The organism is Streptomyces sp. YGL11-2 (assembly GCF_050054615.1).
GTDB lineage: Bacteria > Actinomycetota > Actinomycetes > Streptomycetales > Streptomycetaceae > Streptomyces.
The window spans coordinates 20725-28426 of record NZ_JBNHIN010000048.1; the positions used below are offsets into that span (position 1 = coordinate 20725).

The window sequence follows — 7702 nt, forward strand, 5'->3', positions numbered from 1 at the left end:
AATGGAGCCAACGGGAGACGGGACGGCAGGGCCTTACTTGACCGCTCCCATCGACAGGCCGCGGACAAGTTGCTTCTGGGCGAGCCAGCCGGCCAGGAGCACGGGCAGGCAGGCCAGGGTGGCGGCGGCGGCGAGCTTGGCCCAGTACAGGCCCTCGCTGGTCATGAAGCCGACGAGGAAGACGGGCATGGTCGCCGCCCGCACCGACGTCAGGTTGAGCGCGAAGAAGAACTCGTTCCAGGAGAAGATCACGCAGATCAGCGCGGTGGCGGCGATGCCGGGAGCGGCGATGGGCAGCATGATCCGGGTGATCTCCTGGCGGAGTGTGACACCGTCCACCCGGGCGGCCTCCAGGACCTCGCGGGGGACCTCCAGGAAGAACGAGCGCAGCATCCACACCGCGATCGGCAGGTTCATCGCGGTGTACAGCACGATCAGGGTGCCGACGTTGTCCAGCGCACCCAGATCGCGCACCGCGAGGTAGATCGGGATGATCGCCGCGACCACCGGCAGCATCTTCGTGGAGATGAAGAAGAACAGCGCGTCCCGCCATTTGCGGATGGATCTGATCGACAGGGCGTAGGCCGCCGGGACGCCCAGCGCCAGGACCAGGAGGGTGGAGAGCACGGTCGCCAGCGCCGAGTTGGCCAGGTACGGACCGATACCGCTGTCGAACACCGCCTTGAACTGGCCGAGCGTCGGCGAGAACACGAGGTGCGGGGTGGTCGTGTAGGCGTCGGACTCCTGCTTGAACGCCGTGAGCGCCATCCACAGCACGGGAAAGAAGAAGACCAGTCCGGCCAGCCATGCGCCTGCGGTCCAGGACGCGGTACCCAACAGGCGCCGCAGGGGGCCGCGTACCGCGGTACGCGCGGTTGCCGTGTCGGCAGGGGTGGCGGGGGCGGTGGTCATCACGCCCTCCCTTCGGTCGTGGAGAACACCGTGAACAGCATGCGCAGGGCGACCGAGGCGACGACGATGGTGCCGACGACGGTCACCACGCCGAGCGCGGACGCCTGCCCGACGTCGAAGCCGAGGAACGCACGTTGGTAGAGGTAGTACGGGAGGTTGGTGGTGGCCGTCCCCGGCCCGCCCTGCGTCGTCATGAAGATGACGTCGAAGGTGTTGACCAGGTAGATCGCTCCGAGGAGCACGCCCAGTTCGATGTAGGCGCGCAGGTGCGGCAGGGTGATCGCGCGGAAGGTCGTCCAGGGCCCGGCTCCGTCGACGCGTGCGGCCTCCAGCACCTCGCCCGACTGACTCTGCAGTCCGGCGAGCACGATCAGCATCATGAACGGCGTCCACTGCCACACCAGCACGGTGACGATCGAGGCCATCGGGAAGCGGCTGACGAAATCGACGGGCGCGACGCCGACCAGCCGGAGCAGGTAGTTGGCGATGCCGTAGACCGGGTCGAGCATCGTGGTCTTCCACAGCAGCCCGGCGACGGTCGGCATGATCAGGAACGGGGCGATCAGCAGGGTGCGGACGACGCCCCGGCCGGGGAACCCGCGGTCCAGCAGCACCGCGAGGCCGATGCCGAGCACCATGGAGATCGCGACGGCGAGCAGGGTCATCTCGATCTCCGTGAACAGCGCGCTGCGGAACGCACTGTCGGTGAAGACGTTGGCGTAGTTCCCCAGCCCGATCCAGTGCTGGGATCCGGGGCGTACCAGGTTCCAGGACTGGAACGAGAAGAGCACCGTGAAGACGAACGGGATCTGTGTGACGACGATCATGAACAGCAGTGCCGGTGCCAGTGGCAGACGGCGCTGCCATGCCTCGCGGCGTGCCGTCGCGGATGGTCGCGCTCCGGGCATCATCGGCCCGGGACGGGGTGGGGCGTGGGTCGCCATGACGCCTCCCTTCTGGTGTGGACGGTCCGGGTCAGGGGTGCTGGTAGGTACGGCCGACGGTCTGGGCGTACTGCTGGGACTGCGCCAACGCGGCGGGCACCGACTGCTGTCCGGCGATGGCGGCGGTGACCTGCTGGCTGACGCGGGTGCCCAGGTCCTCGAACTCGGGGATGTCCAGGAACTGCACTCCGGTGTACGGAACGGGTTCCACCGTGGAGTGCGCCGGATCGGTGCTGCTGATGGCGTGCAGGGTCGGTTCGGCGAAGGCGGCGGCTGCCTTGCGGTACTGCGGGATCCGGTACGTGGAGTTCCGGCTGCCCGGCGGTACCCGCGACCAGCCCAGCTTCTCGCCGACCAGCCTGATGTAGTCCTTGGAGGTCGCCCAGGACATGAACTGCCAGGCGGCCTGCTGGTGCGCGCTGGTCTTCGGGATGGCCAGCGACCAGGTGTAGAGCCAGCCCGAGGACGCCGTCTTCTCGACCGGGGCGGGCGCGTATCCGATCTTGCCGACGACCTTGCTGCTGGTGGGGTCCTCCAGTGACCCGGCCGCCGAGGTGGCGTCGTACCACATCGCCGCGGTGCCCTGGGCCATGTCCGTACCGCACTCGGTGAATCCGGCGGTGGGGGCGCCCGGTTCGCCGTCGCGGCGCAGCAGGTCGGTGTAGAAGCCGACCGCCTTCTGCACCGGGGGTGAGGTGAGCTGGGCGTTCCACTGCGGGTCGTACCAGCGGCCGCCGAAGGTGTTGATCACGGTGTTCAGCGGCGCCAGGTTCTCACCCCAGCCGGGGACGCCGCGCAGGCAGATGCCGGCCATGTGGTGGGCCGGGTCGTTCAACCTGTCTGCCAGAGCGGCCACTTGGGTCCACGTCGGATGGGCGGGCATGGTGAGGTGGTGGGCGGCGAAGACGTCCTTGCGGTACATCAGGAACGACGACTCGCCGTAGAAGGGCACCGAGTACAGGTCGCCGTGGGAGGACAGGGACGCGCGGACGGGGCCGATGAGGTCGTTCGGGTCGTAGCCCGGTGTGCGGTCGGCGTACGGCTGGAGGTCGGCCAGCCAGCCGTTGCGCGCCCACATCGGCGTCTCGTAGTTGCTGATCATCACCACGTCGAACTCGTGGCTGCCGGTGGCCACCGACTCGGTGATCTTCTGGCGTGCCTGGTTCTCCGGGAGGGTGACGTAGTGGACGTGGACGCCGGGGTGGGAGCGCTCGAAGGACGAGGTCAGGGTCTCCACGTCCTGCATCTGCGGGTTGGCGACGATCGCCACGGTGATGGTGGTGCCCGAGGCGGAGCCGCCGCTCATCGCGCCGGCTCCTGCGCACGCCGTGGCCGACAGCAGCACAGCGGCGATCGACGCGACCGCAGCCACGGCACGTCGCCCTGCTCGTCGGATTCGCATCCTTTTCTCCTTGCTGTCGCCCCCTACGGGGACTGCACGGGGGAGGGGGAAGGCCATGCGCGCTACCGGTCGCGCGCTGATCGGGGTGGTGGGTGAGGACCTCCGGGCGGCCGCGGCTGTGAGGGGCGTCCCGCCCTCGGGTAGCCGGCGGCCTGTTGGTCAGCATCTTGAATCGCATCTCGGATAATTTCAATAACTTCTCAGAGAGTGTGTGATGATTGGGGGTGTGGCGGGGGCCGCACAGCGGAAGCGAGGGGGTACGGGATGCGACCCAGCCGGGGTTCGGAGGCCGAGGTGGAGGAGCGCCGTCAGCTGGTTCTGCGCCAGGTGACGGACGAGGGCGAGGTCCGGATCGGCGATCTCGCCGAGCGCCTCGGGGTGAGCCTGATGACCATGCACCGGGACCTGGACAACCTCCAGGAACGGCAGCTGCTGCGCAAACGGCGCGGGGTGGCGTCCGCCTTCCCCACCGTCACCGTGGAGAGCGCGCTGCGTTTCCGCGAACACTCCAACGTGGCGATCAAGGAGGCCATGGCCGAGGCGCTGGCCGACCAGGTCACCCCGGGCGGCACGGTGCTGGTCGACTGCGGCTCCACCCTCTTCCCGCTCGTCCGCCGCCTCCGCGAGGTGGAGGGGCTGCGGTTGATCACCAACTCGCTGCGCGTGGCGTACCTGCTGAACGGTTCGGACGTACAGGTGACGCTGCTGGGCGACCGCTACTACCCGGACTTCGAGTCCTGCGCGGGACCGGAGACGCTCCGGCAGCTGGAACGCGTACGGGCCGACATCGCCTTCCTCACCGCCACCTCCATCAGCGAGGGGCGCCTGTTCCACCCCATCCGCGAGTACGCCGACAACAAGGAGGCGTATGTGCGGACGGCCGAGCGTGTCGTCCTCGCCGCCGACCACAGCAAGTTCGGCCGCACCGCGACCTACGCGTACGGCGATGTGAGCGGCTACGACCTGCTGGTCACCGACTCCGCCGCTCCCGCCGACGAGGTGCGGAGCATCGCGGACCTCGGTGTGGAGGTGTGTACGGTCGACCTCCGCGAGTGAGCCGCCCCGTCCACGGCCGCCGCCGGACCCGCCGCCTGGCCAACTGCCTTCAGTGAGGGGGGATCGGTCCCCTGCGCAAGCCCCCGCCCGACACCTGGGCGGGGGCTTTTCCTCGGTGAACAGCCGTTCCTGCGCGGGCAGTTGGAGCGCAGTCCGCGGAGGGGGCGAGGGTAGGACGTCGATCCCGGCACGGAACGGGAGTGGCGTCGCCGGGTACCTGCCCGATCGTCCCTGCGAAGCCGCCCGTGTGGCTGCCCCGTCGGCCATTATCAACGGCTCCCGGCGGACCGACGATTCAAGCACCGGCGGAGAAGGTGATGACCGTGGACCAGGCACCGCTTTCCACGCCGTCCGCAAAACCCACCCCCATGCCGGTCCCGACCGGCGGCGGCTCCGACGGGAGGCACCGCCCGCCCCGTTTCGGGCCGCGGCACCTGGCGCACACACGCCGATCGTCCGGGCCCGGTCACCACCCTTCACCCCGCACGCAGCAAGAGCTACCCGACTGGAACGGAGGTGGTCCCCAGCATGAACCACCCGCGAATCGCTGTCGTCGGCATCGCGTGCCGCTACCCGGACGCCGATTCCCCCGATCAGCTGTGGCAGAACGTCCTGGCCGGCCGCAGGGCCTTCCGCCGTCTGCCCGACGAGCGCATGCGCCTCGCCGACTACCATTCACCCGACCCGAAGGCTCCCGACCGGTTCTACTCGCCGAAGGCCGCGGTCATCGAGGGTTTCACCTTCGACCGGGTGAAACACCGCGTCCCCGGCAGCACCTACCGCTCCACCGACATGACGCACTGGCTGGCGCTGGACACCGCGGACCGCGCCCTTGAGGACGCGGGATTCGGCGGCGGAAGCGGACTTCCCCGGACGACCACGGGAGTCGTGATCGGCAACACCCTCGGCGGGGAGTTCTCCAGGGCGAATCTGATGCGGCTGCGGTGGCCCTACGTACGTCGCTGCGTCGGTGCCGCCCTGCGGGAACGGGGTTGGGACGGCAACCTGATCGCGTCCTTCCTCGCGGAGCTCGAAGAGCGCTACAAGAGCCCGTTTCCGTCGGTGGGCGAGGACACCCTCGCCGGTGGCCTGGCCAACACCATCGCGGGCCGGATCTGCAACCACTACGACGTGAACGGTGGCGGATTCACCGTCGACGGCGCCTGTTCCTCCTCCCTGCTGTCGGTGTCCGTGGCATGCGACGCCCTGGCCGGCGGCCGACTGGACGTCGCCATCGCCGGCGGAGTCGACCTGAGCATCGACCCGTTCGAGGTCATCGGCTTCGCCAAGACCGGTGCCCTCGCCACCGGAGAGATGCGGGTCTACGACCGGAACTCCAACGGCTTCTGGCCCGGCGAGGGTTGCGGCATGCTCGTGCTGATGCGCGACACCGACGCGCTGGCCCAGAAGCGCTTCCGCTACGCCACCATCGCCGGTTGGGGCAGTTCGTCGGACGGCAAGGGGGGCATCACCCGCCCCGAGGTGAGGGGCCACCGACTGGCGTTGGAACGCGCCTACGCGAGAGCCGGGTTCGGTATCGACTCCGTCTCCTACCTTGAGGGCCATGGCACCGGGACCGCCGTGGGCGATGCCACCGAGCTGCGGGCCTTCTCCGAGGCACGCCGCGCGGCCGACCCCGCGGCGCCGCCGGTGGCGATCAGCACCGTGAAGGGCAACTTAGGGCACACCAAGTCGGCGGCAGGCGCAGCGGGTCTGATCAAGGCCATCCTGGCGGTGCGCCATCAGGTCATCCCCCCGGCCACCAGTCACGTCCAGCCCCACCCGGAACTCACCGGTGAGCGGCCTGCGATACGGGTGCCGGCCACCGCCGAGCCCTGGCCGCCACACGCCCCCATAAGAGCCGGCGTCTCCTCGATGGGCTTCGGCGGTATCAACGCCCACGTCGTCGTCGAACACGCCGACGGCCTGCGCAAGGCGAAGCTCGGCACGGTCACCCGGAGGCTGGAACGCTCCCGCCAGGACTGCGAGTTGCTGCTGCTCGATGCCGACAGCGCGACCACGTTGAGGGAACGGGCCGGAAGACTCGCCGGGTTCAGTGCGCGGCTGTCCTTCGCCGAGCTGTCGGACCTTGCCGCCACCCTGCGAAACGAACTGAGCGGCGGGCCGCTGCGGGCGGCGATCGTCGCCGACTCGCCCGAACAGACAGTCGAGCGCTTCCGCAGGCTGCTCACCCTGCTGGAAAGCGGCAGGAGTGCGGTGATCGACGACGACGCCGGCGTCTTCATCGGCGACGCCACTTCGCCGCCGCGGACCGCTTTCCTCTTCCCGGGGCAGGGCGCCGGGCGTCGCGGGAACGACGGAGCACTACGTCGCCGCTTCGCCAGCGTCGACGAGCTCTACCGCGCGAACCAACCTCCCACCGCGGACGATCCGGTGGCGACGGCGGTCGCCCAGCCCCGCATCGTCACCTCGTGTGTGGCCGGCCTCCGGGTCCTCGACACGCTCGGGATCGAGGCGGTCGGAGCCGTCGGCCACAGCCTGGGCGAACTCACCGCACTGCACTGGGCCGGCGCGATGGACGAGGGCGCCCTGCTCGACATCGCCGCGGTACGGGGCCGCATCATGGCCGAGGCGAGTGACGGCAACGGGGCCATGGCGAGCATCGCGGCCGCCCCGGAACCGGTCGCAGCGCTGCTGGCGAGTGAGCCGGTGGTGATCGCCGGCTACAACAGTCCCACGCAGTCGGTGGTTTCCGGTCCGGCCCACGCCGTCCAACGGGTGTGCGAACGCGCGGCGCTCCAGGGGCACAGCGCAACCAGGATCGCCGTGTCGCACGCGTTCCATTCCCAGGCTGTGGCCCCGGCGGCCACGGCGTTCGGAACCCATCTCGCGGAGGTCGCGTTCACACCGCTGCGCCGCAGGATGGTGTCAACGGTCACCGGGGAGCCACTGGCCCCCGACACCGACATCCGGCGACTGCTGGTCCGCCAGGTCGTGAACCCCGTGCGGTTCAGCGAGGCGGTGGCCGGGCTCGCCCCCGACGTCGACCTGTTCCTTGAGGTCGGTCCGGGCCGGGTACTGCGGGGACTGGTCGGCGAGATCGCCCCGACCGTCCCCGTGCTGTCGTTGGAGACGGACAGCCCGTCGCTCTCCGGCCTCCTGCACGCCATCGGGGCGGCGTATGTCCTGGGCGCACCGGTGAGGTACGACGCCCTGTTCGGCGACCGCTTCACCAGGCCCCTTTCGCTGGACAAGGAGTTCGCCTTTTTCACCAGCCCGTGCGAATCCGCTCCGGACGGTGTGTTCGACACCGAGGAGACGGACGCCGAGCCGGCGTCCACCGCGGGGTCGGCGGCGAGTCCCGCCGACGACGGGGAGGGCGGAGGGGAGACAACCGGGTCGAACGGCTCGGGTGCCGGCAGCCTTG

5 protein-coding genes are annotated in these 7702 nt (G+C 69.7%); 2 read left to right on the forward strand and 3 right to left on the reverse strand.

Annotated elements, in window-relative coordinates; genetic code table 11:
* Positions 1-33 precede the first annotated feature (33 nt).
* Genes ACO1BR_RS34895 through ACO1BR_RS34905 form a run of 3 tightly spaced genes read right to left on the reverse strand, consistent with a single transcriptional unit; the run spans position 34 to position 3258 of the window.
* Entirely contained in the window at positions 34-912 is an 879-nt protein-coding gene (locus ACO1BR_RS34895) for a carbohydrate ABC transporter permease (protein WP_426799122.1), read from the reverse strand.
* A complete protein-coding gene (locus tag ACO1BR_RS34900; RefSeq protein WP_426799123.1) occupies positions 912-1856 on the reverse strand; it encodes a carbohydrate ABC transporter permease in 945 nt (314 codons plus the stop codon). The genes ACO1BR_RS34895 and ACO1BR_RS34900 overlap by 1 nt, the downstream gene beginning before the upstream one ends.
* 31 nt (positions 1857-1887) lie before the next feature.
* A complete protein-coding gene (locus ACO1BR_RS34905) occupies positions 1888-3258 on the reverse strand; it encodes an ABC transporter substrate-binding protein (RefSeq protein ID WP_426799124.1) in 1371 nt (456 codons plus the stop codon).
* 264 nt (positions 3259-3522) lie between these two features.
* On the opposite strand from ACO1BR_RS34905, the gene ACO1BR_RS34910 reads away from it, so the two are divergent.
* Both ACO1BR_RS34910 and ACO1BR_RS34915 read left to right on the forward strand, forming a co-directional pair.
* Positions 3523-4314 (forward strand): DeoR/GlpR family DNA-binding transcription regulator, encoded by a 792-nt coding sequence (locus tag ACO1BR_RS34910; RefSeq protein ID WP_426799125.1) that lies wholly within the window; start codon positions 3523-3525, stop codon positions 4312-4314.
* Between the two features lie 528 nt (positions 4315-4842).
* Positions 4843-7702 (forward strand): type I polyketide synthase (locus ACO1BR_RS34915; RefSeq protein WP_426799126.1); only part of this gene is annotated, 2860 nt, incomplete at its 3' end.

Excerpts from the sequence above, each read along its gene's own strand:
- ACO1BR_RS34895 (WP_426799122.1), bottom strand. The coding sequence starts at position 912 with ATGACCACCGCCCCCGCCACCCCTGCCGACACGGCAACCGCGCGTACC.
- ACO1BR_RS34900 (WP_426799123.1), bottom strand. The coding sequence starts at position 1,856 with ATGGCGACCCACGCCCCACCCCGTCCCGGGCCGATGATGCCCGGAGCG.
- ACO1BR_RS34905 (WP_426799124.1), bottom strand. The coding sequence starts at position 3,258 with ATGCGAATCCGACGAGCAGGGCGACGTGCCGTGGCTGCGGTCGCGTCG.
- ACO1BR_RS34910 (WP_426799125.1), top strand. The coding sequence starts at position 3,523 with ATGCGACCCAGCCGGGGTTCGGAGGCCGAGGTGGAGGAGCGCCGTCAG.